The sequence below is a fragment of the Aeromicrobium marinum DSM 15272 genome, from assembly GCF_000160775.2.
GTDB classification, from domain to species: domain Bacteria; phylum Actinomycetota; class Actinomycetes; order Propionibacteriales; family Nocardioidaceae; genus Aeromicrobium; species Aeromicrobium marinum.
The window spans coordinates 1,305,156-1,331,108 of the sequence record NZ_CM001024.1 but is presented as its reverse complement, the minus strand read 5'-3'; the positions used below and the strand labels follow the sequence as shown (position 1 = coordinate 1,331,108).

At 72.1% G+C, this 25,953-nt stretch carries 27 protein-coding genes; 16 read left to right on the top strand and 11 right to left on the bottom strand.

Going from position 1 to position 25,953, the window contains the following annotated elements; translation table 11 throughout:
• Positions 1-72: 72 nt before the first annotated feature.
• From HMPREF0063_RS06870 to HMPREF0063_RS06855, 4 genes are all read left to right on the top strand, one after another.
• Positions 73-2,784 (top strand): bifunctional acetate--CoA ligase family protein/GNAT family N-acetyltransferase, encoded by a 2,712-nt coding sequence (locus HMPREF0063_RS06870; protein WP_007077935.1) that lies wholly within the window; start codon positions 73-75, stop codon positions 2,782-2,784.
• A gap of 76 nt (positions 2,785-2,860) precedes the next feature.
• Positions 2,861-3,439 (top strand): DUF5998 family protein, encoded by a 579-nt coding sequence (locus HMPREF0063_RS06865; protein ID WP_007077934.1) that lies wholly within the window; start codon positions 2,861-2,863, stop codon positions 3,437-3,439.
• Positions 3,436-4,536 carry an alkaline phosphatase family protein gene (locus tag HMPREF0063_RS06860; protein ID WP_007077933.1) on the top strand — a complete coding sequence of 367 codons (1,101 nt, stop codon included), beginning with the start codon at positions 3,436-3,438 and terminating at the stop codon, positions 4,534-4,536. Before HMPREF0063_RS06865 ends, HMPREF0063_RS06860 begins: the two co-directional genes overlap by 4 nt.
• Positions 4,537-4,571: 35 nt before the next feature.
• Positions 4,572-5,771 (top strand): cation:proton antiporter domain-containing protein, encoded by a 1,200-nt coding sequence (locus HMPREF0063_RS06855; RefSeq protein WP_007077932.1) that lies wholly within the window; start codon positions 4,572-4,574, stop codon positions 5,769-5,771.
• Here the strand turns inward: HMPREF0063_RS06855 and HMPREF0063_RS06850 are convergent.
• Positions 5,750-6,526: a hypothetical protein gene (locus tag HMPREF0063_RS06850; protein ID WP_083788871.1), complete on the bottom strand. Its 777-nt coding sequence runs from the start codon at positions 6,524-6,526 to the stop codon at positions 5,750-5,752. The genes HMPREF0063_RS06855 and HMPREF0063_RS06850 overlap by 22 nt on opposite strands.
• A 197-nt stretch (positions 6,527-6,723) precedes the next feature.
• Here HMPREF0063_RS06850 and HMPREF0063_RS06845 point away from each other — a divergent pair, with 197 nt between their 5' ends.
• Complete coding sequence (locus HMPREF0063_RS06845; protein WP_007077930.1) at positions 6,724-7,377, top strand: thymidine kinase; 654 nt, start codon at positions 6,724-6,726, stop codon at positions 7,375-7,377.
• Between the two features lie 12 nt (positions 7,378-7,389).
• Here the strand turns inward: HMPREF0063_RS06845 and sepH are convergent, their stop codons facing one another.
• A complete protein-coding gene (gene sepH / locus HMPREF0063_RS15725) occupies positions 7,390-8,331 on the bottom strand; it encodes a septation protein SepH (protein WP_007077929.1) in 942 nt (313 codons plus the stop codon).
• Positions 8,332-8,431: 100 nt separating this feature from the next.
• Between sepH and HMPREF0063_RS06835 the strand changes: the two genes are divergently transcribed.
• Positions 8,432-9,052 (top strand): trimeric intracellular cation channel family protein, encoded by a 621-nt coding sequence (locus HMPREF0063_RS06835; protein ID WP_007077928.1) that lies wholly within the window; start codon positions 8,432-8,434, stop codon positions 9,050-9,052.
• Between the two features lie 3 nt (positions 9,053-9,055).
• Here HMPREF0063_RS06835 and HMPREF0063_RS06830 read toward each other — a convergent pair whose 3' ends face one another.
• Both HMPREF0063_RS06830 and HMPREF0063_RS06825 read right to left on the bottom strand, forming a co-directional pair.
• The gene (locus HMPREF0063_RS06830; protein WP_007077927.1) at positions 9,056-12,499 is read right to left on the bottom strand and encodes a bifunctional proline dehydrogenase/L-glutamate gamma-semialdehyde dehydrogenase; all 3,444 of its coding nucleotides are present in this window, start codon (positions 12,497-12,499) and stop codon (positions 9,056-9,058) included.
• Positions 12,496-13,722 (bottom strand): MFS transporter, encoded by a 1,227-nt coding sequence (locus tag HMPREF0063_RS06825; RefSeq protein WP_007077926.1) that lies wholly within the window; start codon positions 13,720-13,722, stop codon positions 12,496-12,498. The genes HMPREF0063_RS06830 and HMPREF0063_RS06825 overlap by 4 nt, the downstream gene beginning before the upstream one ends.
• 49 nt (positions 13,723-13,771) lie before the next feature.
• On the opposite strand from HMPREF0063_RS06825, the gene HMPREF0063_RS06820 reads away from it, so the two are divergent.
• The 3 genes from HMPREF0063_RS06820 to HMPREF0063_RS06810 all read left to right on the top strand — a co-directional run bounded on the left by HMPREF0063_RS06820 (position 13,772) and on the right by HMPREF0063_RS06810 (position 16,038).
• On the top strand, positions 13,772-14,812 hold the full coding sequence (locus tag HMPREF0063_RS06820) for a ferrochelatase (protein WP_007077925.1): 1,041 nt from the start codon (positions 13,772-13,774) through the stop codon (positions 14,810-14,812).
• Positions 14,809-15,600: an inositol monophosphatase family protein gene (locus HMPREF0063_RS06815; protein ID WP_040320629.1), complete on the top strand. Its 792-nt coding sequence runs from the start codon at positions 14,809-14,811 to the stop codon at positions 15,598-15,600. Before HMPREF0063_RS06820 ends, HMPREF0063_RS06815 begins: the two co-directional genes overlap by 4 nt.
• Before the next feature lie 138 nt (positions 15,601-15,738).
• Positions 15,739-16,038: a DUF4193 domain-containing protein gene (locus HMPREF0063_RS06810; protein WP_007077923.1), complete on the top strand. Its 300-nt coding sequence runs from the start codon at positions 15,739-15,741 to the stop codon at positions 16,036-16,038.
• 18 nt (positions 16,039-16,056) lie between these two features.
• On the opposite strand, the gene HMPREF0063_RS15720 is transcribed toward HMPREF0063_RS06810, so the two are convergent.
• Entirely contained in the window at positions 16,057-16,395 is a 339-nt protein-coding gene (locus HMPREF0063_RS15720) for a DUF4235 domain-containing protein (protein ID WP_169309970.1), read from the bottom strand.
• A 2-nt stretch (positions 16,396-16,397) separates the two neighbouring features.
• Positions 16,398-16,910 (bottom strand): DUF3093 domain-containing protein, encoded by a 513-nt coding sequence (locus tag HMPREF0063_RS06800; RefSeq protein WP_007077921.1) that lies wholly within the window; start codon positions 16,908-16,910, stop codon positions 16,398-16,400.
• A 54-nt stretch (positions 16,911-16,964) separates the two neighbouring features.
• On the opposite strand from HMPREF0063_RS06800, the gene dut reads away from it, so the two are divergent.
• The 5 genes from dut to HMPREF0063_RS06770 are packed head-to-tail and all read left to right on the top strand — an operon-like array spanning position 16,965 to position 19,561.
• Positions 16,965-17,453 carry a dUTP diphosphatase gene (gene dut, locus HMPREF0063_RS06795; protein WP_007077920.1) on the top strand — a complete coding sequence of 163 codons (489 nt, stop codon included), beginning with the start codon at positions 16,965-16,967 and terminating at the stop codon, positions 17,451-17,453.
• Positions 17,425-18,087, top strand: a complete 663-nt coding sequence (locus HMPREF0063_RS06790) for a DUF3710 domain-containing protein (RefSeq protein ID WP_007077919.1) — start codon at positions 17,425-17,427, stop codon at positions 18,085-18,087. The genes dut and HMPREF0063_RS06790 overlap by 29 nt, the downstream gene beginning before the upstream one ends.
• A gap of 9 nt (positions 18,088-18,096) precedes the next feature.
• A complete protein-coding gene (locus HMPREF0063_RS16940) occupies positions 18,097-18,438 on the top strand; it encodes a single stranded DNA-binding domain-containing protein (RefSeq protein ID WP_007077918.1) in 342 nt (113 codons plus the stop codon).
• Positions 18,431-19,084: a DUF3159 domain-containing protein gene (locus tag HMPREF0063_RS06775; RefSeq protein WP_007077917.1), complete on the top strand. Its 654-nt coding sequence runs from the start codon at positions 18,431-18,433 to the stop codon at positions 19,082-19,084. The genes HMPREF0063_RS16940 and HMPREF0063_RS06775 overlap by 8 nt, the downstream gene beginning before the upstream one ends.
• Before the next feature lie 9 nt (positions 19,085-19,093).
• Positions 19,094-19,561, top strand: coding sequence for a YflT domain-containing protein (locus HMPREF0063_RS06770; protein WP_007077916.1), 468 nt, complete (start codon positions 19,094-19,096; stop codon positions 19,559-19,561).
• Here HMPREF0063_RS06770 and HMPREF0063_RS06765 read toward each other — a convergent pair.
• Both HMPREF0063_RS06765 and HMPREF0063_RS06760 read right to left on the bottom strand, forming a co-directional pair.
• Positions 19,545-20,207 (bottom strand): potassium channel family protein, encoded by a 663-nt coding sequence (locus tag HMPREF0063_RS06765; RefSeq protein ID WP_007077915.1) that lies wholly within the window; start codon positions 20,205-20,207, stop codon positions 19,545-19,547. The two genes, HMPREF0063_RS06770 and HMPREF0063_RS06765, sit on opposite strands and share 17 nt — an antisense overlap.
• Positions 20,207-20,854, bottom strand: a complete 648-nt coding sequence (locus tag HMPREF0063_RS06760) for a potassium channel family protein (RefSeq protein ID WP_342610519.1) — start codon at positions 20,852-20,854, stop codon at positions 20,207-20,209. The genes HMPREF0063_RS06765 and HMPREF0063_RS06760 overlap by 1 nt, the downstream gene beginning before the upstream one ends.
• A 65-nt stretch (positions 20,855-20,919) precedes the next feature.
• Between HMPREF0063_RS06760 and HMPREF0063_RS06755 the strand changes: the two genes are divergently transcribed.
• The gene (locus HMPREF0063_RS06755; protein WP_007077913.1) at positions 20,920-22,125 is read left to right on the top strand and encodes a class I SAM-dependent RNA methyltransferase; all 1,206 of its coding nucleotides are present in this window, start codon (positions 20,920-20,922) and stop codon (positions 22,123-22,125) included.
• A 215-nt stretch (positions 22,126-22,340) separates the two neighbouring features.
• Here the strand turns inward: HMPREF0063_RS06755 and HMPREF0063_RS06750 are convergent, their stop codons facing one another.
• Positions 22,341-23,111, bottom strand: coding sequence for a tyrosine-type recombinase/integrase (locus HMPREF0063_RS06750; RefSeq protein ID WP_050760918.1), 771 nt, complete (start codon positions 23,109-23,111; stop codon positions 22,341-22,343).
• 50 nt (positions 23,112-23,161) lie between these two features.
• Positions 23,162-24,157 carry an ISL3 family transposase gene (locus HMPREF0063_RS06745; RefSeq protein WP_007077911.1) on the bottom strand — a complete coding sequence of 332 codons (996 nt, stop codon included), beginning with the start codon at positions 24,155-24,157 and terminating at the stop codon, positions 23,162-23,164.
• 88 nt (positions 24,158-24,245) lie between these two features.
• Here HMPREF0063_RS06745 and HMPREF0063_RS06740 point away from each other — a divergent pair, with 88 nt between their 5' ends.
• A complete protein-coding gene (locus tag HMPREF0063_RS06740) occupies positions 24,246-25,490 on the top strand; it encodes an IS256 family transposase (protein ID WP_040320622.1) in 1,245 nt (414 codons plus the stop codon).
• Positions 25,491-25,518: 28 nt separating this feature from the next.
• Here HMPREF0063_RS06740 and HMPREF0063_RS06735 read toward each other — a convergent pair whose 3' ends face one another.
• Positions 25,519-25,884, bottom strand: coding sequence for a transposase family protein (locus HMPREF0063_RS06735; RefSeq protein ID WP_007077909.1), 366 nt, complete (start codon positions 25,882-25,884; stop codon positions 25,519-25,521).
• Positions 25,885-25,953: the final 69 nt, after the last annotated feature.

Below are 25,953 nucleotides of genomic sequence, written 5' to 3'. Positions count from 1 at the left end.
CGCTGGTCAGGCCCGCGGACCCGTGCTGCCACGCCGTCCTCCGGCCGGCGCCCCACCCGCTAGGTTGGACCCGTGACGGACGACGCCCCGACCGACGACGTGCACCCGGTGCGCGACTGGGAGGCCGACGTCCTGCTCCGGGACGGCCGGGTCGCCCAGCTCCGGCCGATCGTGCCGGCCGACGCCGACGACTTCGTGGCCTTCTACGACCGGGTCTCGGCCGAGTCGAAGTACTTCCGGTTCTTCGCGCCGTACCCCACCTTGACGAACCGCGACGTCAAGCGGTTCACCGAGGTCGACCACGACCGGCGGGTGGCGTTCGTCGTGACCCTCCACGGGCAGATCATCGCCGTCGGTCGCTACGACGCCGTGTCCGACGAGGAGGCCGAGATCGCCTTCCTCGTCGAGGACGCGCACCAGGGCCGTGGCATCGGCCAGCTGTTGCTCGAGCACCTGGCCCAGGCCGGTCGCGAGCGCGGGCTCCAGCGGTTCCACGCCGACGTGCTGCCGTCCAACGTCCGCATGCTGCAGGTGTTCCGCGAGATGGGCTACACGTTGCGGGCCGAGCTCGCCGACGGGGTCCAGCAGCTGTTCTTCGAGCTCGACGCCACCGACACCTCGGTGGGCGTCATGCGGGCGCGTGAGCAGCGCGCCGAGGCGGCCTCCATCGAGCGGATCTTCAACGCCACCAGCATCGCCGTGGTCGGCGCGAGCCGGCGGGCCGACTCGATCGGCCAGGCGATGGTGCGCAACCTCGTCCTCGGCGACTTCTCCGGCGCGGTGTACGCCGTCAACAGCAGCGCCGAGGCCGTGTCGGGTCTCCCGGCGTACAAGACCGTGCAGGACATCCCCGGCGAGGTCGACGTCGCGATCGTGGCGGTGCCGGCCGAGTCCGTCGCCGACGTGGTCCTCGACTGCGCCGCCAAGGGCGTGCACGGGCTAGTCGTCATCTCCGCCGGATTCGCCGAGGAAGGGGTCGAGGGTCGCCGCCGCCAGCGGGCCCTGGTCGGACTCAGTCGTTCCTACGGACTCCGGCTGATCGGGCCCAACTGCCTCGGGGTCATCAACACGGCTCCGGGCGTGCAGCTCAACGCCTCGCTGTCACCGGCGATGCCGCCGCAGGGTCGCGTCGGGTTCTTCTGCCAGTCCGGTGCGCTGGGCACGGCGATCCTGGAGTCGGTGTCCCGGCGCGGTCTGGGGCTGTCCACCTTCGTCTCGGCGGGCAACCGCGCGGACGTCTCGGGCAACGACCTGCTGCAGTACTGGCAGGAGGACGACAGCACCGAGGTCGTCCTGCTGTACCTGGAGTCCATCGGCAACCCCCGCAAGTTCTCGCGCATCGCCCGGCGGGTCTCGTCGACCAAGCCGATCGTCGCGGTCAAGTCCGGACGGTCGACGCAGGGCGTCCCGGTGGGCCACACGGTGCGCCGCACCTCGGCGCCCCAGTCGGCCGTCGACGCGATGTTCCGTCAGGCCGGCGTGATCCAGGTCGACACCCTCGACGAGATGTTCGACGTCGCGCAGGTGCTGGCCCACCAGCCGCTGCCGCGGGGCAACCGGATCTCGATCGTCGGCAACTCCGACGCGATGGCGCTGCTGGTGGCCGACGCGGGCGCGGCGGCCGGGCTCAAGGTCGCCACACCGGTGTCCCTGGGAGCCACCGCCGGTGCCGACGACTTCGAGGCCGCCATCGAGAGCGCTCTGGCGCACCCCCAAGTCGACGCGCTCGTGGTGGTCTACATCCCGCCCCTCAACACCACGGGGGAGGAGGTCGCCGACGTCCTGGCCGCCATCGGGGAGCAGTCGGACAAGCCGATCGTGTCGACCTTCCTCGGCAGCGAGGGTGTTCCCGAGCTCCTGCGGGTGCCCGACCTCGCCGGCGGGTCCGCCGGCCGTGGTTCGGTGCCGTCGTACTCGGCCCCGGAGTCCGCCGTGCGTGCGCTCGCCAGGGTGGTCAACTACGCCGAGTGGGCGGCCCGCGAGCACGGGGAGTTCCCCTCGGGGCAGGAGCACCGCACCGGCGACGCCCGTGCCCTCGTGTCGCAGGTGCTCGAGATCGCCCCCCGCGGCGCGATCCTGTCGACCGAGCAGGTGCACGCCCTGCTGGACTGCTACGGCATCGACCTGTGGACCTGGATCAACGTGCACACCCGCGAGGAGGCGGTCGCGGCCGGCGAGCGGCTCGGGTGGAACGTCGTCCTCAAGGCCGGCAGCGAGCACCTCCGCGCCCGCCCCGACCTGACCCACGTCTGGCGCTCGATCCACGACCCGGCCGGCATGGTCGAGGCCTGGGACAACCTGACCGACTGGGTCGGGACCCGGTCCGACACCCGCTTCTTCGTGCAGCGCACCGCGCCGGACGGCGTGCCCGTGTCGTTCAGCGCCGGCGAGGACGGACTGTTCGGACCGCTGGTGTCCTTCGGCCTCGCGGGGGCGCCCAGCGAGCTGCTCGGCGACCGTGCCTACGGCATCCCGCCGCTCACCGACGTCGACGCCGAGCAGATGGTCGCCAACCTGCGGTCGGCACCGCTGCTGTACGGCTACCGGGGCTCCGAACCGGTCGACGTCGCGGCGATCCAGGATGTCGTCCTGCGGCTCGCCGCGCTCAAGGACGACCTGCCGGAGGTCGCCGAGCTCGACCTCGAGCCGGTGCTGGTCCGAGCCGACGGTCTCACCGTGCTGAGCGCCCGGGCCAAGGTCATCCCGACCGACGACCGTCGGGGTGAGTGGTACGTCCGGCGGCTCAGCCGGACGTCCGGGCCGGGCGATACGGTGGGCGGATGAGCGAGCGTCAGCGAGCGAACGATGGGGTCCTCATCGGATTGCGCCCGTACCGTGCCCTTCCGACGGGGGTGGGCCGATGAGCGCCGACCGCACCGACGAGCTGTTCGCCGCCGTGTCCCGCGCGGGGTACTACCCCGAGATCGTGGCCGGCGGTCTGCACGACGCCGTGGCCGGCGAGCAGGTCCGGGCCTTCGTGGCCCATCACGAGCCGACCTTCGACCGCGACGAGATCCGGCGACACATGACGGTCCTGGTGCTCACCCCCTCGCGCGTGGTGCTCGTCCACACCGACGAGCACCCGCCGGACGACCTGCTGCCCAAGCCCTACACCTCCACGACCTCCGAGGCCGTGCCGTTGGCCCAGATCCGCTCGGTCGTCGTCACCCGCATGGTGGCGACCGACCACGCGCAGCTGGAGGAGGCGCTCCTCACGATCGGGTGGGGGGCGGTGTCCCGGCTCGACCTCGAGCCGGCCCGCTGCGACGACCCCGAGTGCGAGGCCGACCACGGCTACACCGGCACCTCCACCGGTGACGACTTCTCGCTGCGGCTCGCCGCTGCCGCCGACGGCGGGCAGGCCGTCGTGCAGCTGTTGGACTTCGCCCGTCACCTGTCGGCCGCCACGGCCGCCGGCACCGCGGTCGGCCACGCGTGATCGTTCCCGGTCCCGGTCAGCGGCACTCGATCGAGCAGATCTGGCCGTCGGTCGCCGGAGCGCTCGGCGTCGAGGGCTTCGACAACCCGCTCGGGCTGCCGCCCGCGCGTCGCTACGTCCTGGTGCTGGTCGACGGACTCGGCGAGACGCTGCTGCGTGAGCACGCCGAGCTGGCGCCGTTCCTCAGCTCGCAACCGTCCGTCCCCGACCTGGTGTGCGGGGTGCCGTCGACCACCGCCACGTCGTTGACCTCCCTCGGCACCGGTCGGCGGGCCGGCGAGCACGGCGTCGTCGGGTACACCGCCCGGGTCCCCGAGACGGGCGCCCGCATCAACTCCCTCACGTGGGACCAGGACGTGGACCCCCTCCGGTGGCAGCCGTACGGCACGATCCTGGAGTGCATGGGAGCGGCCGGGGTGGCCGTCGGCACCGTCAACGACGCCCGCTTCGAGGGGTCCGCGCTCACCCTCTGCAGTCAGCGCGGCATCCCGTTCCACGGCGTCAAGTCCGTCTGGGAACGTCTCGACGTGGTGCTCGACGTGGTCGAGACCGCCGACCGGGCCGCGGTGTACGCCTACGAGTCGCGGCTCGACCACACCGGCCATGCCCACGGGTGCACCTCGCAGGAGTGGCGCGACATGCTGGTGACGGTCGACCGGGAGCTGGCCGAGCTGCGGGCCGAGCTGCCCGCCGACACGACCTTGGTCGTCACCGCCGACCACGGCATGATCGACCTCCCGGCCGAGGGCCGGTTCGACGTCGACGCCCATCCGCGGCTGCTCGACGACGTCGACCTGCTGGCCGGGGAGGCGCGGTTCCGGCACGTCTACACCCGGCAGCCCGAGGCGGTCGCCGAGCGGTGGCGCGCCGAGCTGGGCGACCGGGTGCTGGTGCGGCGTCGCGAGGACGCCGGCGACTGGTTCGGACCCGTGCGCCCCGAGGTGTCGGGACGCATCGGCGACGTCGTGGTGGCGGCGCTCGACGACTTCGCCGTCTTCAGCTCGCGCGAGTTCGCGCTGGAGATGATGATGGCCGGTTTCCACGGGTCGGTCACCGAGGCCGAGCTCCGGATCCCGCTGGTGGTCGCGACCGGCTGACGTGTGCCCCGGGGGCGACGGGGTACCTGCCGGAGGTGCTGGACCTTCTGCTGCTCGTCGTGGGACTGCTGGGGCTGGTCGTCGCCGTGCTGTCCCGGACGCTGCGCCGCCTGCCGTTCTCCGAACCGTTGGTGGCGCTCGGGGTCGGACTCCTGCTCGGCCCGTCGGTGACCGGAGCTCTCGACGTGCCGTCGGTCGTGGCGGAGCCGGGACCTCTGCACGAGGGTGCCAGGGTGCTGCTGGCCGTCTCGGTCATGGCGGTCGCGCTGAGGTACCCGGTCTCGGTCCTCGCCCGACGGGCCCGTCCGCTGGTCTGGTTGCTCCTGGTGGCGATGCCGGCCATGGCGGTGGTGTCGTCGGTGGTGAGCGGCTGGATCCTGGGCGTCTGGCTCGGGACCGCCGCACTGATCGGTGCGGCGATCTGTCCCACGGACCCCGTGCTCGCCTCCAGTGCGGTGACCGGCGAGCCCGCCGAGCGTGACCTGCCGGCGGCCGACCGGGAGATCCTGTCGGTGGAGTCCGGCGCCAACGACGGACTCGCCCTGCCGTTGGTGCTGGGTGCGGTCGCGATCGCCGGCCCCGCGACGGCGGGTGCGGCGGCCGTGGAGTCCCTGCGCCAGGTGCTCGGTGCGGTGGTCATCGGTGCCGTGATCGGCTGGCTCGGTGGACATGCCCTGCGCCGGGGCGAGCAGCGCGGAGCCACCGCCCACGGCCCCGCCCTGATCCTCACCCTGGTGCTGGCGCTGGCCATCCTGGGCGCTGCCGGGCTGACCCACACCGACGGCGTCCTCGCGGTCTTCGTCGGGGGGCTGGTGTTCAACCTCGTCAGCTCGGCCACGGAGCGGACGTCGGAGGTCGCGATCGACGAGGCCGTCAACCGCTTCGTCGTGCTGCCCCTGTTCGTGGTGCTGGGTGCCTCCGCGCCCTGGCAGGACTGGTGGGACCTGGGGTGGCGGGGTCCGGCACTCGTCGTGGCCGTACTGGCCCTGCGTCGCGTCCCGGTGCTGCTGCTCCTGGCGCGCCCGCTGGGGCTGCCGTGGAGGGACGCGCTGTTCGTCGGCTGGTTCGGTCCGGTCGGGGTCTCGGCGATCTTCTACCTGACGCTCGAGGCCGAGCGTCTCGACCTGCCCCCGGTCGTCCTCGCGGCGGGTTCGCTCGTCGTCGTGGCCAGCACCGTCGCGCACGGGCTGACCGCGTCCCCGGGGCGCGCGCTCTACCGGTGGTCGTCGCGGTAGGCCGTCACCACGTCCACGGAGCGGCCGGGGAGGAAGTCCTGCTCCAGACGCCTGGACAGCTCCCGCAGGCCGGCACCGAGCATGCGTCCGGCCAGGCGGATCTCGGCCGAGTCCGAGCGTGCGGCGGCGTCGACGAGGTCGGGGACGACCGACAGCTGCTCCGCGAGGCGGACGGTGGGGTCCTGCTCGCGGAAGTAGTAGGTCTCGGCGTACTGCATCAGGTCCATCTCGACGGCCGTCACCCCGGCCTGGATCTCGGTCAGCAGGCTCGTGACCACGGCGGGGTCGCCGTCGGCGAGCGTCTCATCAGCCCCGACCTCGGCGAGGATGCCGAGCCTGCGGGCCAGGGTCCGGCGTCGTCCCAGGGCCGGGTACACCTGCAGGACCCACGAGATGATCGCGGTGAGCAGCACGAACCCGACCAACGCCTGGGCCGGCACGGCGATCCGCAGCGGTCCGGCCACAGGAGTGAGTTCGCTGAGGCCCAGCGTCGTCACGGCGACGGCGGACACGGCGACGGCATCGAGCAGGCCCGGGTCGGCGGCCGGCCCGCGGGTGAACCCCTCAGGGAGCCGGGGCAGGTACACCAGCGCGAAGCCGGCGACGACCAGAGCCGTCCACGTGGCGGCGGTCAGCACCATGGCAGCGGGACCCGCGAGCTCGGTGGACCTCGACCGCCGGCCGGAACCGCGACCGGCCCGCCACGTCAGCACGAACACCCTGCGGGCGATCGTGCCGAAGCCGCGGGGTGCCACAGGGTGGCGAAGATGTCGTGCAGCGCCACCAGGACCAGCAGGCACCCCACGGTCGTGCAGGCGACCGTCGTCACGAGCTCGCTCCGGCGTCGACGCGCATGCGGTGCACGTACCCGGAGGGCGCCACGGGAACCCCCTCACCGGACGGTAATCTGCAGGGGCCGGCGACGGGCCGACCGGCCGGAGGAGGGACGAGCGTGGCGCAGCTGAACTTCTACAGCGGCACGATGGACTGCGGCAAGAGCACCCTGGCGCTGCAGCTGGACCACAACCACCGTGCCCGTGGCCGGGTCGGACAGGTCTTCACCTCGCACGACCGGGCCGGCACCGCGACGCTGTCGAGCCGACTCGGTCTGTCGGTCACCGCGCTCGAGGTCACGCCGGAGTTCGACTTCTGGGACCACGTGGTGGGCGGGCTCACCCACGGGGGCCGCATCGACTACCTCGTGTGTGACGAGGCGCAGTTCTACACCCGCCGGCAGGTCGACGACCTCGCCCGGGTCGTCGATGAGCTGTCCGTGGACGTGTTCGCCTTCGGCATCCTCACCGACTTCCGCACGCGCCTGTTCGAAGGCTCCTCGCGGCTGGTCGAGCTCGCCGACCACGTCCACACCCTCCAGGTCGAGGCGTTGTGCTGGTGCGGCCGACGCGCCACCCACAACGCCCGCACCGAGAACGGCGCCATGGTGACCGAGGGCGAGGTCATCGTGGTGGGTGACGTGGAGGCCCAACGGGCCCCTGACGCGTCGGTCGGCTACGAGGTCCTGTGCCGCCGCCACCACCGCCGCCGCCTGACGGCAGCATCGGCCCACGCAGCGGCCCTGTCGCCGGACGTGCTGCCGTTCGACTGAGCCGCGCGGCGGTCAGGCGTCCTTGCCGCCGAACATGATCTCGTCCCAGCTCGGCACCCGACGACGCTCGTGCTTCTTGCGGTTGCGGCCGTCCTCGTCGTCGGCCGGGTCGTGCGCGTCCTGGCGCTCGGCAGGCTCCGGCTCGACGCGGCTGTCGGGCAGGGACAGCTGGTGGTCGGACGGGTCGGTCAGGTCCGCGAGCGAGAGCTGACCCTGGGCGCGGCGGTCGCGCGCCTCCTTGAGCGACGCGACGGGCGCGTGGAGCGCCAGGTCCTCGGCCGCCGTCTCGGCGGCCACCTCGGCGGCCGTGACGACCGGTTCGGGGCGGACGGCGTCGGCGATCGCCATGTCGGAGCTGTCGGGCAGGGCGACGTCGCCGACCAGGTCGTGCGCGGCCTCGTCGGCGGGCAGGACGTAGCGGCTCTTGACGTCGAACAGGAAGGTCGCCGCGGTCTCGGCGCCCGAGGGCCGGACGGTGACGGTCCAGCGGCCGTCCTCGCGTCGCCAGGCGTCCCACTCGACGTCCTCGGGCACCCCGCCGGTGGCCACGACGTGCTCGTCGACGAGGGTGCCCATGGCCACCCCGGCACCGCCGACGTGCTTGCGCCGGATCGGGGTCGTGCGGGCCTGCTCGCACATGTACTGACGCTCGGCCAGCACCGGCGCGGCGAAGCCGGCGATGCGCTCGACCGGCACACCGGCCGAGTCGGCGACGGACGCGGGTGACTCCCCGCGGCGGATCCGGGACTGGATGTCGCGTGGGCTGAGTGAGCTCTCCATGGTGATCTCCATCTGGCCGTCGGCACGGCCCGATCGGGTGCGAGCGGCGGCCAGGTCGAGCAGGCGCCGGAGCCGGTCGTCGACCGGGAGGCTGAACTGCTCGCCGGTCCGGGGGTCGCGAGCCAGGAGGTGCGTCCCGTCGTGGCTCAGCCGGTCCGGACCGAGTTCGCGCATGATGTCGCCTCCGATCGCTCTTCGGTCATTGTCACCTGTGCGCCCGACGTTTCGGCGGCGGCGCGCCGGTCGCGCAGGGGCGGCGCGATACGGTCGGCCCGTGTCCACGACCTGGCTGCTGGTCCTCGATCTGGTGGGGATCGCGGTGTTCGCGAGCACCGGCGCGCTGGTGGCGGTGCGCAAGGAGCTCGACGTGTTCGGCGCCCTGGTCCTCGGCATGATCACCGGGCTCGGCGGTGGCGTGCTGCGTGACCTCCTCATCGGGGCGGTGCCGCCCGCGGCCCTGGTCGACTCGCGCTACCTCGTCGTGCCGGCCGTCACCGCGGCCGTCGTGTTCTGGTTCCATCCCACGGTCGGCCGGATGGAGAAGCAGATCGAGGTGCTGGACGCCGTCGGCCTCGGGATCTTCTGCGTCGCCGGGGCGGTGAAGGCGCACGAGGCCGGACTCGACGTGTTCGCCGCCGCGGTCCTGGGTCTGCTCACCGCGATCGGCGGCGGCATGATGCGTGACGTCCTGGCCGCCCGCGTGCCGGTGATCTTCCGCGAGGAGCTCTATGCCACCCCGGCCTTCGCCGGGGCGCTGCTCGCCGCGATCGTGCACGACCAGGGGTGGCCGGTGGGGTGGTACGCCGCGGCCGTGGGGGTGGCCGTCGTGTGGCGGCTGCTGGCCCTGACGCGCGGCTGGGTCGCGCCCCTGCCGCCCGGCACCGACCGCGGTTGAGCGTCAGGCCCGGTCGAACAGGTCGTCGTAGACGTCGACCGGGTGCCCGAACCGATGGTTCGTGATCGTCACCGACTGCTCGCGCAGGAACGGCAGCGCCTCGACCCGGCCCGACTGCGTCACCGGGTCGGTGTAGAAGGCGACGTCCGGGTCGCCGTCGACGGCGCGTGCCGCGACGCGGTGGTCGGCCCCGACGAGTCGGACCCGCTGCGGCCGGTCCTCGGACAGCCGTGCCGTCCAGGCCGCCCCGGACTCGATCCGGCTCGGGACGTCGAGCCCGCGGGGGAGCGGCAGGTCCGAGCTGACGGTGACCGGTGCGCCGGCGCGTCGCGCGGCGAGCAGCACCCTCAGGAGGTCGCGCAGCCCGTGCTCGGTGCTGGTGCCCCCGGAGCGGCCCCACTCGGCCCGCACGGTGACCGGCACCGGGAGGTAGCGGAACACGTTGTGCTCGCAGGCCAGACCGGACACGTCCTTGGCCACGCCGAACTCGCGCTCCCAGGCGACCTGGTCGGACTCGGCGGCCGCGGAGAGCCACTGCATCTCCTGGCTGGTGACCATCGGCGACATCGCGCTGAGCAGGTGCGTGACCTCGGCGGAGATCTCGGTACGACCCCGGGCGGCCCGCAGCGGCCGGGGTTCCCATCCACCCAGCCGGGTGAGGTAGTTGGGCCCGCCGGCCTTGGCGGTGGCGCCCACCGACGAGCGCTTCCACCCGCCGAAGGGCTGCCGTTGCACGATGGCGCCCGTGATGCCGCGGTTGACGTAGAGGTTGCCGGCCTCGACCCGGTCGACCCACGTGCGCACCTCGTCGACGTCGAGTGCGTGGATGCCGGCGGTCAGGCCGAAGTCGGTCGCGTTCTGCCACGTGATCGCGGTGTCGAGGTCGGGCGCGTGCATCAGTCCCAGGACCGGTCCGAAGTACTCGGTGCGGTGGAACTCGCTGCCCGGCCGCACCCCCACGCGGACCCCCGGTGACCAGAGCCGCCCCGTGTCGTCGAGGCGGCGCGGCTCGATGAGCCAGGACTCCCCGTCGCCGAGGCGCGTCAGGCCGTCGGTGAGCTTGTCCCCCGGAGGCTCGATCAACGGGCCCATGACGCTCGTGGGGTCCTCGGGATGTCCCACCACCATCGAGGTGACGGTGTCGACGAGCTGCCGCCGGAACCGCTCGGAGGTGCCGACGCTGCCGACCAGGATGCCCAGCGACGCGGCGGAGCACTTCTGGCCGGCGTGACCGAAGGCGCTGCGCGCGAGGTCGGCCACCGCGAGGTCGAGATCGGCGCTCGGTGTGACGACGAGGGCGTTCTTGCCGCTGGTCTCGGCGAGCAGCGGGAGGTCCGCGCGCCACGAGCGGAACAGGGCCGCGGTCTCCCAGGACCCGGTGAGGACCACCCGGTCGACGTCGGAGTGCGAGATCAGCGCCTTGCTGAGCGGTCCCTCGGGCAGCGCCACGTAGCGCAGCAGGTCGCGGGGGATCCCGGCCTGCCACAGTGCCTCGACGACCACCGCGACGCACCGGGGCACCTGCGGCGCCGGTTTGATGATGACCCCGCTGCCCGCAGCGAGGGCCGCCAGGACGGACCCTGCGGGGATGGCGACGGGGAAGTTCCACGGAGGGGCGACGACGGTGAGCCCGACCGGGACGAACCGGGCGCCGTCGACGACCTCGAGGCGGCGCAGGGACTCGGCGTAGTAGTGCGCGAAGTCGATGGCCTCGCTGACCTCGACGTCGGCCTCGGCGACCGTCTTGCCCGCCTCGGCGGCCATCACGGTGACGAGATCACTGCGGCGCGCGGCCAGGGCGTGGCCGGCCTGGTGCAGGAGCCAGGCGCGGACCTCCGGGGTGCGCGCCTGCCAGTCGGCCGCCGCGGCGCGCGCGGAGCGGATGACGGTCTCCAGACCGGCGGGGCCGTGGACGGCACTGTCGGCGACCGTGACGGTGCCCACCTGGGTGTAGGACGCCCGGGCCAGCGCGCGGCCGGCCCACTCGCGGTTGCCGGCGACGGACGGGTCGGTGTCGGGGGTGTTGCTGAAGGCCCCGGCATCGGACCGGCGGCCCTCGTCCCGGCGGTCCTGGACGCGTCGGGGCGTCGCGTCGAGCCCGCCGATGGCGGCCACGGAGGCGCGGAACCGTGACTCCTCCAACGCGAAGGCGTCCGGCTCCCGGGCGATCCTGAAGGCCGACGACATGAAGTTGTCGGGACTGGCGTTCTCCTCGAGCCGGCGCACCAGGTACGAGATCGCCGTGTCGAACTCGTCGGGGTGCACGACCGGGGTGTAGAGCAGCAGGGCGCCGATGTCGCGGCGGGCCGCGGCGGCGGGCCCCGCGTCCATCCCCAGCAGCATCTCGACGTCGACCGCGTCGCGCACGCCGCGGTCGCCGGCCAGCAGCCAGGCCCAGGCGAGGTCGAAGAGGTTCTGACCGGCGACCCCGACGCGCATGGCCTGGACCCGGTCGGGGCGGATCGCCAGGTCGAGCAGGCGCTTGTAGGTGGCGTCCGTCTCGACCTTCGACCCCCAGGTCGCGAGCGGCCAGCCGTGGATCTCGGCGTCCACCCGCTCCATCGCCAGGTTGGCGCCCTTGACGATGCGCACCTTGACCGGCTTCCCGCCGCGGAGGTGGCGCTCGTAGGCCCAGGTCTGGAGCCGCCCCAGCACCTGCAGGGAGTCCGGCAGGTAGGCCTGCAGCACGATGCCCGCCTCGAGGTCCGGGAACCGGTCGAGCGCGCGGGTGAACACGGCCAGTGTCAGGTGGAGGTCGCGGTACTCCTCCATGTCGAGGTTGACGAACGTCGGCACGGCACCGGAGGCGGCCGTCTCGTACAGGGGGACCAGCTGGTCGACGACCCGGTCGACCGTCTGCTCGAACGACCAGAGCGACAGCTGGCTGGCGACGGCCGACACCTTGACCGAGACGTAGTCGACGTCGTCGCGCTGCATGAGGCCGGTGACGGCCTCACGACGACGAGCCGCCTCGGCCTCGCCGAGCACGGCCTCGCCGAGCAGGTTGAGGTTGAGCCGGTCGCCCCGGGACCGAAGCTTTGCGATGGTTCGCGTGAGCGGGCGGTCGCGGACGTCGACCACCAGGTGGCCCACCAGCCGGCGCAGCACAGCGGTGGCGCGGCCGACCACGAAGGCCGGGAACAGCCGGGAGAACAGGGCGCCCAGACGCAGCAGGACGCGTTGGCTCCGCGGGAGGAAACCGGGCACGGACCGGGCCAGCCGCCGCAGGTTGGCCGCGGCGACGCGGGGGTCCTCGGGTCTGATGACCCCGTCGACGAAGCCGATCGTGAAGGAGAGACCGTCCGGGTCGGCCAGCAGGTCCGCCAACCGGCGGGCCGCCGGATCGGCACGCTTGCGGGCGACGCGGGACCCGGTCCACTCGCGGACCAGCTCCACGGCACGGTCGGGCAGGGTCGCGCTGTCGGGCGGTGCGGGGGCGTCGGTCATGGCGTCTCCAAGCCTAGTGCCGGTGCGGACGACGTCGCGCCACGTGGGGGCGGGTGGAAGGACCAGGCCACGGCCGCCGCGAGGAGGCCGGCCAGCAAGGGGACGCCGAAGGCCGTGGAGGCTCCCCAGGCGGACGGGGCGTGGTCGACGACCCAGCCTGCGGCCGCGGCTCCCGGGGCCACCCCGATGGACAGCCCGAGCGTCGTCCAGGACAGGGCCTCGGTCAGGCGGGCAGGAGGCACGAACTGCTGCACCAGGTGCATCGCGGCGACCAGCGTCGGCGAGATCGCTGCGCCGGCGACGAACATGCCGATCGCCAGCAGCAGGACGCCGTCGAGGAACAGCAGCGGCACGAAGGTCAGGGCGAGCACCGTGACGGTGACCCGCAGCCGCGCCACCACGTCGACAGGGCTGGGCAGGAGGCCGACGGCAATGCCGGCGGCCAGGCTGCCGGCCGCCCAGACGGCCAGCACGACCCCGGCCGTGCCCGGCCGGCCCTGCTCGTCGGTGAACGCCACGACGATCACCTCGGTGGAGCCGAACACGATGCCGATGCCGACGCTGGCCGCGACCACGGGCCCGAGCAGGCGCCGGTCCAGCGGCGCCCGGCCACCGGACCTGCGCCGCACGACCGGCGGCTCGGTCCGTCGCTGACCGGCCAGGAGCAGCGAGCCGGCGCACCCGGCGGTCGCGGCGGTCACGAGCCCGGCGTACGGCGAGACCTGGAGGGTCAGGAAGGTCGCGAGCACGGGGCCGACGATGAAGACGACCTCGTCGAGCACCGCCTCGAGGGCGTAGGCGGTGTTGAGCTGTTGACGACCCTCGACGAGGTGGGTCCACCGGGCCCGCACCATGTTGCCGGTCTGCGGGGTGGCAGCACCGGTGAGCGCCGCGGCCAGGTGGGTCCACGGGACGGCCACGCCGGCCTCGAGGGCCACGACCACGGCCGTCATGCCCACTCCGTAGACCACAGCACTGACGACCAGGACCGGCCGCTGGCCCCACTCGTCGAGCAGACGCCCCTGCACCGGCGCCATCACGGCGGCGGCGAACACGTACGCCGCCGCGACCGTGCCGGCCAGCGCGTAGGAGTCGGTGGCGCGCTCGACGACGATGACCAGGGCCAGACCGACCATCGACAGCGGCAGGCGCGCGACCGTGCCCGTGACACTGAACAGGGCGGCGCCCGGCAGGGAGAGGACGACGCGGTACGGCGATGCCATGCTGTCCCTCCCGATGTCGGCACGCCCACTGTAGTGAGACGATGGGTCCATGCCCGTGCAGCCCCTCGACGCCCTGCTCATCGTCTCGTTCGGGGGTCCGGAGGCTCCCGAGGACGTGGTCCCCTTCCTCGAGAACGTCACACGCGGCAAGAACATCCCCCGCGAGCGGCTGGAGGAGGTCGGCGAGCACTACTTCGGGTTCGGCGGTCGCAGCCCCATCAACGACCTGAACCGTGCGCTCATCACCGCCGTCGAGGCCGACCTGGCCGCCCACGGCATCGATCTGCCGGTCTACTGGGGCAATCGGAACTGGGACCCGTACCTCGCCGACACCCTGCAGCAGATGGCCGACGACGGGGTGACCGATGCGGCCTGCTTCGTCACGAGCGCCTACTCGTCCTACTCCGGTTGCCGGCAGTACCGCGAGGACCTGTTCGAGGCGGTCCAGGACCACCCGGTGACCCTGCACCGGTTGCGCCACTACTTCAACCACCCGGGATTCGTCGGCCCGTTCGTCGAGGCGACCCGCGCAGCACTGGCCGAGGCTCCGCAGGACACGCGGCTGGTGTTCGTCACGCACTCCATCCCGGAGTCGATGAACGAGGCCAGCGGCGGACCCGGGGCCCGCGCCTACGAGACGCAGCACCAGGAGGTGGCGCGTCTGGTGGCCGAGTCGGTCGGGGCCGACCGGCACGACCTCGTGTACTGCTCCCGGTCGGGTCCGCCCCAGGTGCCGTGGCTGGAGCCGGACGTCAACGACCGCCTGGAGACCCTCGCGGCCGAGGGCGTCACCTCCGTCGCCGTGGTCCCCATCGGGTTCATCTCCGACCACATGGAGGTGGTCTACGACCTGGACACCGAGGCCCGGGCCACGGCCGACCGGCTCGGTCTGCGGTTCGTCCGGGTCGCCACCCCCGACGACGCCCCCGCCTTCGTCGCGATGGTCCGCGAGCTCGTCGAGGAGCGGGCGGCTCAGCTGCGCGGCGAGGACCCGGAACGCGCCACCGTGGGCGATCTGGGTGTCTCGTCCACGGCCTGCTCGACGACATGCTGCCTCAACGCCCGGTCCTCGCGCACCGCGCTCGCGTGAACGCCGCCCTGCTCGAGCTGGCCGTGTCGACCGGCCGTGAGGCCGCCGACTTCATCAGGCACCGCCGGCCCGCCGGCCGGGTCGACGTCGCCGCGACGAAGTCCAGCGCCACCGACGTCGTCACCGAGATCGACCGGGCGACGGAGGAGCTGATCCGCGAGCGCATCCTGGGGTCCCGGCCCCACGACGGGTTCGTCGGCGAGGAGGGTCAGGACGTCGCCGGATCCAGCGGCGTCGACTGGGTGGTCGACCCCATCGACGGCACCGTCAACTTCGTCTACGGCATCGCGGCCTACGCCGTGTCGATCGCCGCACGTCGCGACGGCCGGGTGGTCGCCGGGTACGTGGTCAACGTGGCCTCGGGCGAGCAGTGGGCGGCCGAGGTGGGCCAGGGAGCGTGGTGGCTGGACGGTGACGAGCGTCGGCCGGTGGTGGCGCCCGACCCGCCGACCCTCGACCGGGCCCTGGTCGCCACGGGCTTCTCCTACGATCCGCGGACCCGTGCACGCCAGGGGGCAGCGGTGGCCTCCCTGCTCCCGCAGGTGCGCGACATCCGGCGGGCCGGAGCGGCCGCGCTGGACCTGTGTGCCGTGGCCGACGGCCGGGTCGACGCGTACGTCGAGCAGGGGCTGCACGCCTGGGACCTGGCCGCCGGGGGGCTGGTCGCGAGCGAGGCCGGCCTCACGGTCACCGGTCTGGACGGACCCGCGGACCAGCGGCTCGTCGTGGCGGCCCACCCGGAACTGATCGGGGAATTTCTGGCCGCCGTCCGTGCTTGTGGCTTCTGACCCTCCAGCCCTTGCGGAGGTGTGCAACAATCGCCCGGCCGAGCACGCACGATCCCACACCGATCGTCGACGGCGCGGTCACGAGACTGATTTCGACCGTGCCCCCACCCATGGGGCACGCACCTGCTGGAGGAACCCATGGCTACCGACTACGACGCGCCCCGCAAGACCGAGGAAGAACAGTCCGAGGACTCCATCGAGGAGCTGAAGGCACGTCGGCACGAGAAGAACTCCGGCAAGGTCGACGAGGACGAGGTCGAGGCGGCGGAGTCCTTCGAGCTCCCCGGGGCGGACCTGTCCCACGAGGAGCTCGCCGTGCAGGTGGTCCCCAAGCAGTCCGACGAGTTCACCTGCAGCTCGTGCTTCCTGGTGCACCACCGCAGCCAGCTGGCCGAGGAGTCCAAGGGCCGGCTCGTCTGCCGCGACTGCTCCTACTGAGCGGTCCTGCCCCGACGCCTACTTGCGGGGCTTCATCTTCGGCGGTCGCTCACCGGTCGACCTGACCCAGTACACCGCCGCCTGACGTCGGGCGACGACCTTGACGACCTCCACGAGCGCGCCGCCGACCAACGCCCACGCGATGGCCTCCTTGACGTCGACGTCGGGGTCACCGTCGATGGTGGGAGGCTTGCGCCCCGTCAGCATGCGCCACGCCCCGGCGGACGCGACCGGGGCGAGCACCCCGGCGGCGATCATCGAGCTGCGGTCGATGATCGTCCAGGCCGCCTTGCCGGACGTCTTCGACGTGGGGGCAGGGGACTGCGGTGTCGTGGGCTTCGAACGCTTGCGGGCCACCGTCATGCGCCTCCGTCGTCGTCGGTCCGGCCGGCTGCCGGGTCCGGGGTCGTCCCAGTCTGCCTGATGCGCTCGACGGCGGCGGCGAGGGCGTCGGGGTGACGCGAGCCCAGCAACCAGTACGGCGTGGGATCACGGGGATCGGTGATGTCGACCCGCACCCCGCGGTCGATCCACGGGCGGGTCACCAGCAGGGCCCGGCCGTGGGCCCCGGGCCCCATCAGGTGTCGGTAGGCGGCGCGGTCCAGCGTCGTGACGGCGCCCAGGTGCTGCGGCTCGATGCGCGCGGGCCCGGCCCGCAGGTGCTCGTCGACACCGATCTGCAGCGATCCCCAGGCGGCGAGACCGGCGCCGAGGACCGCGCCCACCACGACCGTCACCCCTGCCGCCACCAGCAGCGGCGCCAGGACGAGCACCAGCCAGCCGCACGTCAGGGCGAACCCGGCGACCGCCGCCCACCACGACAGGGACGGACTCAGGCGCTCGCGGTGACCGGCAGGTGGGGAGGACGACACCGTGCCAGTCTCCCAGTGGGCTCGGGGCGCGCGCCGCGGGGCTAGGGTCGAGCCATGGTCGACATCGCGCTCACCCGGCTCGATCCCGGGGTCCCGCTGCCCGCCTACGCGCACCCGGGCGACGCCGGCGCAGACCTGGTCACGACCGTCGACGCCGTCATCGGCCCGGGCGAGCGTCGACTGCTCCCCACCGGCCTCGCGATCGCCCTGCCCACCGGCTACGCCGCGTTCGTCCATCCGCGCTCGGGTCTGGCCCTGCGGCACGGGGTGTCGGTGGTCAACACCCCCGGCACGATCGACTCCGGCTACCGAGGGGAGATCTCGGTCGTGCTCATCAACCACGACCTGACCGAGCCGGTGCGGCTGTCCCGGGGCGACCGGATCGCCCAGCTGGTGGTGCAACGGGTGGAGCACGCGGTGTTCCACGAGGTCGACGCACTCGACCGCACCGGGCGTGGTGCCGGGGGATACGGTTCCACGGGTGGTCACCTGGCCACCGAGGAGGAGGTCCGACATGGCGCTGCGCCGCCGCAAGGCAACTGACACCGAGACCACGACCGAGGAGCCGGTCGCTCCTGAGGTGGTCCCCGGACCCCGCGCCGCCGGCCCGTGGGACGCCAGCGAGCGCGCCGGCGACGAGGCGCCGGGCTACGTCGACCTGGGGGCCCTGAAGGTCCGCGTCCGGATGGGACTGAACATCCAGATGCCGACCGACGGTGACGCCGGCACGATCGGCTCGGTCGTGCTCGTCACCAACGACGCCGGCCTGGAGCTGCGGGCCTTCGCCGCGCCGCGCTCGGGCGGGCTGTGGGACGAGGTCCGGGCCGACCTCACCGCCGAGGTGGACCGGCTCGAAGGCGAGCACGAGGAGGTCGAGGGTCCGTTCGGCACCGAGCTGCGCATCCGCGTCCCGGTGACCCTGCCGAGCGGAGAGGCCGGGTTCCAGCCGAGCAGGATCGTGGGCGTCGACGGACCCCGTTGGATGCTGCGCGGCACGTTCCTCGGCTCGGCCGCACTCGACCCGGAGTCCGACGAGCTGCTCGCCGACGCGCTGCGCGACGTCATCGTCGTCCGCGGTGACGAACCGCGTGCCGTGCGCGAGGCCCTCCTGCTGACCCTGCCCTCCGGCGCCGTCCGCCAGGAACCGGGCGACGACGACACTCCCCGGGCGACCTAGGCTCCCGCCGTGAGCGGACTCGTGCGCAGGACCCTCGACCGGGTGACCTCCGGCCCGCCCGTTCCGGACGCACCGTTCCCGGCCCGGCCGGCCCGCCCGGTCGTGTCGGTCCGTGGCCGGGTGGACGCCGTCCGGACCCGTGAGGTCGACGGCGCCGGATGCCTCGAGGTCGACCTGCGCACGGCCGACGCGATGTTCGCCGACACGGGCGGCGTCGTGCGACTGGTGTGGCTCGGACATCGACAGATCGCCGGCATCGTGGTCGGTCGCGGACTCACCGCGCACGGCCGGGTCGGCCGCCGCGGCGACACCGCCACCATCCACCAGCCGAAGTACGTGCTCGATGTCTGAGCGCACGCCGTCCGTCCCGTCGCACGAGACGGTCGAGGAGCTCGTCCGGGCCCAGCTGTCCGCCGCCCTGGGCGGTCGCCGGGGCATCGTCGAGAGCGCGGCCCCCACCATCGCCTTCACGGTGGCCTGGATCATCAGCTCCGACCTGCGCCTGTCGCTGACGATCAGCATCGGGCTCGCGGTGGCCCTGCTGGTCCTGCGGCTGGTGCAGCGCAGCACGGTGCAGTTCGTGGTCAACGCGCTGTTCGTGATCGCGATCGCCGCGGTGTTCGCGGCCCGGTCGGGGGAGGCGCGGGACGTCTTCCTGCCGGGCATCCTCTACAACGGCGCCTACGCGGTGGTGCTGGTGTTCTCGATCCTGGTCGGATGGCCGGTCGTCGGGTTCCTCATCGGCAGCCTGACCGGCGACGCGACGTCGTGGCACCGCCAACCGGCCCTGGTGAAGCTGTGCCAGCGCCTCACCTGGCTGCTGGCGCTGCCGTGCATCCTGCGGGTGCTCGTGCAGTACCCGCTCTACGCCGCCGACCAGGTGGCCCTGCTGGGAACCTCCAAGGTGGTGCTGGGCTGGCCGCTGCAGGTGGCTGCGCTGCTGGCGATGGCGTGGCTGCTGCGCCGTGACTCCATCCCGTTGGAGGAGCGCGGCTAGGCTCGCGGCGTGTCCTCCATCTTCTCGCTGACCCACCCGCAGAGCCTCGGTGTCCACGACGAGTACGTCGACGCCCAACGGGCCGTCGACCACCTCGCGGACCACGGGTTCCCGGTCCAGCACGTGCTGATCGTCGGCACCGACCTCAAGCAGGTGGAGCGCGTCACCGGTCGGTTGACCACGGCGCGGGTGGCCCTCGGCGGCGCCCTGTCGGGCGTGTGGCTGGGGCTGTTCGTCGGGCTCCTGATCGGCTTCTTCGCTCCGGACGGCGACTGGTGGAGGATCGTCGGGACGGCCACCCTCCTCGGCGTCGGGTTCGGCTCGATCTGGGCGCTGCTGGGCTACGCGGCCACCCGGGGGCAGCGGGACTTCAGCAGCGTCAAGACCGTCGTGGCGAGCCGTTACGAGGTGCTCGTCGAGCACGCCCACCTCGGCGAGGCCCAGCAGCTGCTCGCCGGCGTCACTCCGCCGGACTGAGCAGACCGGCCAGGGACGTCTCGGCTCCCTCGGCCGTGACGAACAGCAGCTCGTCGCCCGCCGCCAGGACGCGGTCGGGGGTCGGCGTCAGGATCGTGGTGTCCCGCAGGACCGCCACGAGCACGGCGTGCTCGGCGAACGGGACGTCGGAGACCGTGGCCCCCACGTAGGGCGAGTCCGGACGCATCGTGATCTCGACCAGGTGCGTGTTGCTCTGGCGGAACGTGAACAACCGCACCAAATCACCGATCGCGACGGCCTCCTCGACCAGCGCGGCCATCAGGCGCGGGGTCGACACGGCCACGTCGACCCCCCACGACTCGCTGAACAGCCACTCGTTGCTCGGGTGGTTGACCCGCCCGACGGTCCGGGGCACGGCGAACTCGGTCTTCGCCAGCAGCGAGACCACGAGGTTGACCTTGTCGTCGCCGGTCGCGGAGATCATGACGTCGCACGTCTCGAGCCGGGCCTCCTCGAGGGACGACAGCTCGCACGCGTCGGCGAGCAGCCACTGGGCACCCGGGACGACGTCGGAGCGGATCGACGTGGGGGACTTGTCGATCAGCAGCACGTCGTGACCGTTCTCGAGCAGCTCGGCCGCGACCGAGCGGCCGACCGCACCGGCGCCGGCGATGGCGACCCGCATCAGACCGCCTCTCCGCCGTGCTGCAGCACGCGGTGGACCGCCTCGGCGTCGTCCTCACGCAGGAACAGGCTCAGGTGGTCGCCCTCCTGGACGACCAGGTCGCCGCGGGCCAGGACGCCGGCACCGTGCCTCGTCACGAAGGCCACCCGGACCCCCGCTGCAGCCTCCAGCGCCGAGACCGTCCGCCCGATCCACGACACCGGCGCGTACACGGCGTCGAGCCGCAGCTGGCCCGAGGGATCCCGCCACGCCGGCTCGGAACCGGCCGGGAGCAGCCTGCGCAGGACCTGGTCGGCCGCCCACGGGACCGTCGCGACCGTGGGGATGCCCAGACGCTCGTACACCTCGGCGCGTCCGGCGTCGTAGATGCGGGCGACGACGTTGCGCACCGCGAACTGCTCCCGGGCGACACGGGCGGAGATGATGTTGGAGTTGTCGCCGCTGGAGACGGCCGCGAAGGCGTCGGCCCGGTCGGTGCCCGCGCGCCGCAGCACCTCGCGGTCGAACCCCATGCCGGCCACGGTCAGCCCGCCGAAGTCGGGCCCCAGGCGGCGGAACGCCTCGGGATTGGAGTCGATCACGGCCGTGCTGTGCCCGCGGGCGGACAGGTTGCGGGCCAACGAGGACCCCACTCGTCCGCATCCCATGACCACGACGTGCACGCCCCGACGCTACACCGCGACCGCCCGGCACCGGGGTCTACGATCGCCGCATGCCCGTCGTCGAGGTCGGTCCCGTCGCCCACGGCGGCCACTGCGTCGCCCGTCTGGACGGGCAGGTGGTGTTCGTGCGCCACGCCCTGCCGGGCGAGACGGTCAGGATCGAGGTCACCGAGTCCTCGCGGACCTTCCTGCGCGCCGACGCGGTCGAGATCATCGAGGCGTCGCCTCACCGGGTCGTCCCGCCGTGCCGCTGGGCGGGGACCTGCGGCGGCTGCGACTTCCAGCACGCGACGCCGGCCCACCAGCGAGAGCTGCTCACCGCCGTGGTGGCCGAACAGCTGCAGCGGCTGGCCGGGATCACGTGGGAGGGGCAGGTCGAGGCGGTGGCGCCGGATCTCGGGTGGCGCACGCGGGTCACGTGGGCGGTCGACGGGGCAGGCCGGGCCGGTCTGCGCCGGCACCGGTCGCACGAGGTGGTGCCGGTCGACCGGTGCGAGATCGCCCACCCGGGTCTGCCCGACGTGCACCTGCAGGAGTGGGACGACGACCGGGTCGAGGCGATCGTGTCCTCCGCGGGCCATCGCCTGCTCGTCACCGACGCCACCGTCGAGGACGCCCTCGAGGCCGCCACGGACGGCGTCGTGGCGGTCGACGGCGTGGTGAGGGCCGGATCGGCCGCGCTCACCGAGGTCGTCGAGCACCACGAGTTCCGGGTGACCGGCTCGGGCTTCTGGCAGGTCCACCCCGCCGCAGCCGGGACCCTCGTCGATGCCGTCATGGCTGGAGCAGCCGTGCGGCCCGGCGACGTCGTGGCCGACCTGTACGCCGGGGTGGGGCTCTTCACGGCCTTCCTCGCCGACGCCGTCGGTCCGGACGGGCTCGTGCACTCGGTCGAGGCCGACCCCGTGGCCGCGCGCGATGCCCGCCGCAACCTGCACGACGTGGCGCAGGTCCGTCTCCACGCCGCCACCACCGAGCGAGCCCTGAGGGACGGGCTGGTGGGGGACCGCGCCGACGTGGTCGTGCTGGACCCGCCTCGCGCCGGCGCCAAGCGGGTCGTGGAGGCGGTGGCGGCGCTGGGGCCCCGCACGGTCGTGCACGTCGCCTGCGACCCCGCCGCCCTCGCGAGGGACCTGGCCGGGTTCGCGGCAGCCGGCTACCGGCTGGCCGACCTGCGAGGTTTCGCGCTCTTCCCGATGACGCACCACGTCGAATGCGTCGCTCTGCTCATCAAAACCGGCTCTGACCTGCGGTGATGTAATTCCGCGGCCCCGGACTGAAGCCCCGAAAATCGCCCGGAGGGCTCACTTTGGGCTCGCTTTGCGAAATTCGGCCCGGACTCTGGCCTGCTACGACGACGGGCGCCCGCCGGCTTACGGGCGAGCCCGGGAACACGCAGAACTGCCCTCAGACAGGCGTAGGGCGCGTCTGGGGGCCGGTTGGGGTGGAAGCCTCGGCCGGAGGAAAGTCCTCAGACCTCGCGTGATGGCCCGCCGTTGTCCTTGGACCCAGGGGCGAGCCGCTCCGTGGCCTCCCGATAGTCGGGGACCACGAGTTTGCGGTTGATGTAGTGACGCTCGGTGATCACCTTCGAGGTGTGGCCGAGATGGTGCATCGCTGCTTCGGCGTCGTATACCTCGTCGATCTCGGTCGCGACAGTCCTCCGGAAGGAGTGAGGCGTGACGTCCCGCAGCACTGCCACATCCGCGTAGTCGTCGAGAAGCCGAATGTGACGGAGGCGTCCCTGGATGTTCGTGGAGTGATGCCAAGTGCCGTTGCGGGTGATGAACACCGCATCAAGGTCGTTGGAGGGCTGCGCAAGCTTGCGGTGGCGCAGGAGGGCGGCTGCCCATTCCGGCAATGCGATCGGGCGGATCGCGGCGTCGGTCTTGCCGTAGTCGACCCGCTTTCCTTTGGATGTGATCTGGCCGTTGACCATCAGCCAGGGAAACCAGGTGTCGTCGTCGCGACGCTCGGTCGGTGCAGTGAGTTCAATGTCAGACCAGCGCAGCGCGAGTAGCTCACCGATCCGCATGCCGGTGGCGATGAGCATGTCGACGATGTCAGGCAGGTCAACGCTCTTCGGGCCGTTCCGTTTCTCGGCGTTGGCCCACTCCCGGATGGCTGCTCGCACGGCGTCCAAGTCCTTGACCGGTACAGGCTTCTTCTTGTTTCGCGGAACCGGCACGGACGGGACCGCGGTAGCCGGGTTGCCGTTGAGTGCCTCGTGGAAGATCGCCATGTTGAATGCTCGGATGAGGGCTCTTCGAGGTTCAGCGTGGTGAGGGGTGTTCACGCCGCCATCGGCGTCGGCGTGTAGGCCATGATTCTGGATCGGTAGTTGTCGTGGTTGCGGTACCCCCTGCCGGCGCGCTTGAAGGTCTTGGCGTTGAGGTTCGCGGCCTCGGTGCGGGCGTTGGTGAGCCGGGTGCGGCAGAAGGTCAGCAGTTCGCGTCGCCACGCCTTGAGCGTCTTCAGCAGCCGTTCGGCCTCGGGCAGCTTGCTCGCCCTCACCGCCTTCTCCAGCGCCGCCCATTCGCGGTGGAAGTCATCGATGTGGCGGGTGGCGAGCAGTTGCCGCACGTGTTCCTTGATGCCCCATGCGAGTGCGAGCTGGTGGTCGGCATCGAGCACCTGAGCGAGTCGGTCGCGTTGCCGGGTCGAGAGCCGGTGGGAGGACGCGAGGAGGAGCTTGCGGTAGCGCCACGCCGCGTCGACCTTCCGGCCCCGGCGCTGCTCGGTTTCCCAGATCCGGCGGCGCCGCACGGAGGTGACCAGGTCGTTCGCGAGCCGGACCACGTGCCAGTGGTCGGCACTGATCTTCGCCTTCGGGAGGCTCTTGCGGATCGCAGCGCGGAACTCACTGGACATGTCCATGGCCACGTACTCGATCCGGCGGCGCCACCACCGCGGCCGGGCCGCGATCCACTGCTTGACCGCGGGGCCGCGGCGGCCATCGACGACGTCGAGGATCGCGCCGGTGTCCAGGCAGGTGAGCATGATCGACCACGGCTCGACCCGCGTCACCGAGCCGTCGTGGTCGCGGACGTAGCGCACCCGGCGGAACCGGTGCTCATCGACCCCCAGTCGCTTGACGAGGCGCTGTTCGGGGATCGTGGTCAGGTCGACGGTCCCGGTCAGCAGGCCCATCACGGTCGGCCACGACAGGCCCGACTCCACCGTGAGCGCGTGCACGCTGCGCGGCTCGGCCCGCAACCCGGAGAGGGTCTTCTCGGCCAGCCGGGTGGGGGGTGTCAGATGGTCTGTGTAAGCGGTCGGTGCCAGCAAAGGAACGATGATGACTGCTGTGACCGAAGGAACCGGGCGACCGGAGTACAAGAAGGCCGCTGCTCAGCGGCGTGCTGATCGGGCCGATCTGCCGGGCGCGAAGGCCGCGGCCGAGTTTGCCGCGTCGGGTGCGCTGGACGGGCTGTTCGCCAAGATCGATGCCGGTGAGATCGAGCTGACCGGCGACGGTGGCTTCATCCCGGGCCTGATCAAGGCCACCCTCGAGCGTGGCCTCCAGGCCGAGCTCACCTCGCATCTGGGCTACGAGAAGGGTGCGCCCGAGGCGTCGGCGGTGCCGAACTCGAGGAACGGCACGACGCCGAAGAAGGTCGCCACCCAGACCGGGGACGTCGATCTGGCGATCCCGCGCGATCGCGATGGGTCGTTCACCCCGGTCCTGGTCCCGAAGGGCTCGCGGCGCCTGTCGGGGCTGGACGAGATGATCATCAGTCTCTACGCCGGCGGGATGACGGTGCGCGACATCGGCCACCACCTTGCCTCCACGATCGGTACCGAGCTGTCCCACGAGACGATCAGCAACATCACCGACGCGATCGCTGAGGAGATCCTCGAGTGGCAGGCCCGGCCACTCGATGCGTTCTACCCGGTGGTCTACCTCGACGCGATCGGAATCAAGCACGTCCTGGGGATCTGGATCCAGGACAACGAGGGCGCGAAGTTCTGGGCCGGCGTGTGTGCCGAGCTCGCCAACCGCGGTGTGCGCGACGTCCTCATCGTGTGCTGCGACGGCCTGGTCGGCCTGCCTGAGGCGATCGAGGCGACCTGGCAGCACGCGACTGTGCAGACGTGTGTGGTGCACCTGATCCGGGCGTCGATGCGGTTCGTGTCCTACAAGGACCGCAAGACCGTCGCGGCTGCGTTAAAGCCGATCTACACCGCGTCGAACGACAAGTCGGCCCGCGAGGCGTTCGGAGCGTTCCAGGACTCAGTCTGGGGCAAGAAGTACCCCCACGCCGTGGCGACCTGGGACAACGCCTGGGAGCGGTTCATCCCGTTTCTGGCGTTCCCGCCCGAGCTGCGCCGCGTGATCTACACGACCAACAGCATCGAGTCGTTGAACTACCAGCTCAGGAAGGTCACCAAGAACCGCGGCCACTTTCCCAACGACGAAGCTGTGGTCAAGCTCCTGTGGCTGGCGATCTGCAACATCGAAGACAAGCGCGCCCGTGAACGGGCCAAGGAACGTGGCAAGCCAGCTGGCCAGCGCAAGGCGGCCGGACGACTCGTCGAGGGCCAGGTCGTGACGAACTGGAAGCAAGCGCTGGGACAGCTCGCGATCGCCTACCCCGACCGCATCAACACCTACCTGTAAGAGAAATCAACCACCAGGAATCGATCGTTTACACAGGAATCTTGACAAGCTCCCGGGTGGTGAACCGGGCCCGGAACGGCAACTCGTCGGTCTCCTCCACGAACGTGCGCCGCGAACAGGCGCCCTCGGCGCAGACGAACCGGCGCTTGCGGACCCGCACCGTCACCACAGTGCCGCCACACGGCACGTCCTTGACGACCTGGACCGGACGAGCATGGACCCGCCCCGAGATCACGCCGCAGTCCGGGCAGCCGCCCTCCACAGCCGTGGCTTCGACCAGCACCCACCGGCCCGACGCCTCGTCGGGATCGACACGGCCGGCGGACAGCACCCGGTAGCCGGGCAGGTTGAACAGAATCGACGCCGCGTCAGCGTCATGCGTAGGCTTGAACAAGCTCGTGGTCCTCGCTGCTGGATGTCTCGACAACACCCATGCTTGCGCAGGGCCACGAGCCCTTCTTCA

Excerpts from the sequence above, each read along its gene's own strand:
- HMPREF0063_RS06865 (WP_007077934.1), top strand. The coding sequence starts at position 2,861 with ATGAGCGCCGACCGCACCGACGAGCTGTTCGCCGCCGTGTCCCGCGCG.
- sepH (WP_007077929.1), bottom strand. The coding sequence starts at position 8,331 with ATGCGCGAACTCGGTCCGGACCGGCTGAGCCACGACGGGACGCACCTC.
- HMPREF0063_RS06830 (WP_007077927.1), bottom strand. The coding sequence starts at position 12,499 with ATGACCGACGCCCCCGCACCGCCCGACAGCGCGACCCTGCCCGACCGT.
- HMPREF0063_RS06825 (WP_007077926.1), bottom strand. The coding sequence starts at position 13,722 with ATGGCATCGCCGTACCGCGTCGTCCTCTCCCTGCCGGGCGCCGCCCTG.
- HMPREF0063_RS06820 (WP_007077925.1), top strand. The coding sequence starts at position 13,772 with ATGCCCGTGCAGCCCCTCGACGCCCTGCTCATCGTCTCGTTCGGGGGT.
- HMPREF0063_RS06810 (WP_007077923.1), top strand. The coding sequence starts at position 15,739 with ATGGCTACCGACTACGACGCGCCCCGCAAGACCGAGGAAGAACAGTCC.
- dut (WP_007077920.1), top strand. The coding sequence starts at position 16,965 with ATGGTCGACATCGCGCTCACCCGGCTCGATCCCGGGGTCCCGCTGCCC.
- HMPREF0063_RS06790 (WP_007077919.1), top strand. The coding sequence starts at position 17,425 with ATGGCGCTGCGCCGCCGCAAGGCAACTGACACCGAGACCACGACCGAG.
- HMPREF0063_RS06775 (WP_007077917.1), top strand. The coding sequence starts at position 18,431 with ATGTCTGAGCGCACGCCGTCCGTCCCGTCGCACGAGACGGTCGAGGAG.
- HMPREF0063_RS06765 (WP_007077915.1), bottom strand. The coding sequence starts at position 20,207 with ATGCGGGTCGCCATCGCCGGCGCCGGTGCGGTCGGCCGCTCGGTCGCG.
- HMPREF0063_RS06760 (WP_342610519.1), bottom strand. The coding sequence starts at position 20,854 with ATGGGATGCGGACGAGTGGGGTCCTCGTTGGCCCGCAACCTGTCCGCC.
- HMPREF0063_RS06755 (WP_007077913.1), top strand. The coding sequence starts at position 20,920 with ATGCCCGTCGTCGAGGTCGGTCCCGTCGCCCACGGCGGCCACTGCGTC.
- HMPREF0063_RS06750 (WP_050760918.1), bottom strand. The coding sequence starts at position 23,111 with ATGGCGATCTTCCACGAGGCACTCAACGGCAACCCGGCTACCGCGGTC.